General features: G+C 64.2%; 1 protein-coding gene. It reads left to right on the plus strand.

Annotation, left to right across the window (positions count from 1 at the left end):
- Positions 1-713, plus strand: a 713-nt coding sequence (locus RA20_RS11185) for an AraC family transcriptional regulator (protein ID WP_039128316.1), incomplete at both ends; no start/stop codon positions are given.

Genomic DNA, 713 nt, shown 5'->3' on the forward strand with positions numbered 1-713 from the left:
CGGCGAAACCCTGCGGCTGAAACAGGGGGATCTGGTGCTGATCCCGCATGGCGCCGCCCATATGCTCCTGTGCAACGAGGTACAGCCGCTGGATGCCTTGCCGCTGGAGCAGGTGCTGGAGGATGCGGGCTATGACGGCGGCGGGGTGCTGGTGTATGGCGGCGAAGGCGCGGGGCGCGACACCCAGCTGATTTGCGGCCACTTCTCCTTTTCCGGCGTGCCCGGACGGCGCGGCACGGGGCATATGCTGATAGACCGGCTGCCGCCCTTTATTGTGATCGAGAATTATGGAGAGGAAGCCGGCGCCTGGATTGAGGCGACGCTGCGGATGATTGGTTCGGAAGTAAACGGCGCGCGCATTGGCGGCGACCTGATTGCGCTGAAACTGTCGGAGGTGCTGTTTGCCCAGGCGATCCGCGCCTATCTTGAATATCAAAGCCCTAGCAGTTCAGCGCTGGCCGGCTTTGCCGATCCCCGTATTTCGCGGGCGCTGACAGCCTTCCACCAGTCCCCGGCGCAAGAGTGGAGCGTCGAGGGCCTGGCGCGTGAGGCCGGCATGTCGCGCACGGCGTTTGCGCAGGAGTTCACCACCAAGATGGAGGTCACGCCGATGCAATACCTCACCAGCTGGCGGATGCAGATTGCCTGCCAGGGGCTGACCGAGCAGGGGATGAATGTGGCCGATGCGGCAGAATTGGCGGGCTATGCCTCGG

Origin of the sequence: Leisingera sp. ANG-Vp (assembly GCF_000813725.1) — a bacterium.
GTDB lineage: Bacteria > Pseudomonadota > Alphaproteobacteria > Rhodobacterales > Rhodobacteraceae > Leisingera.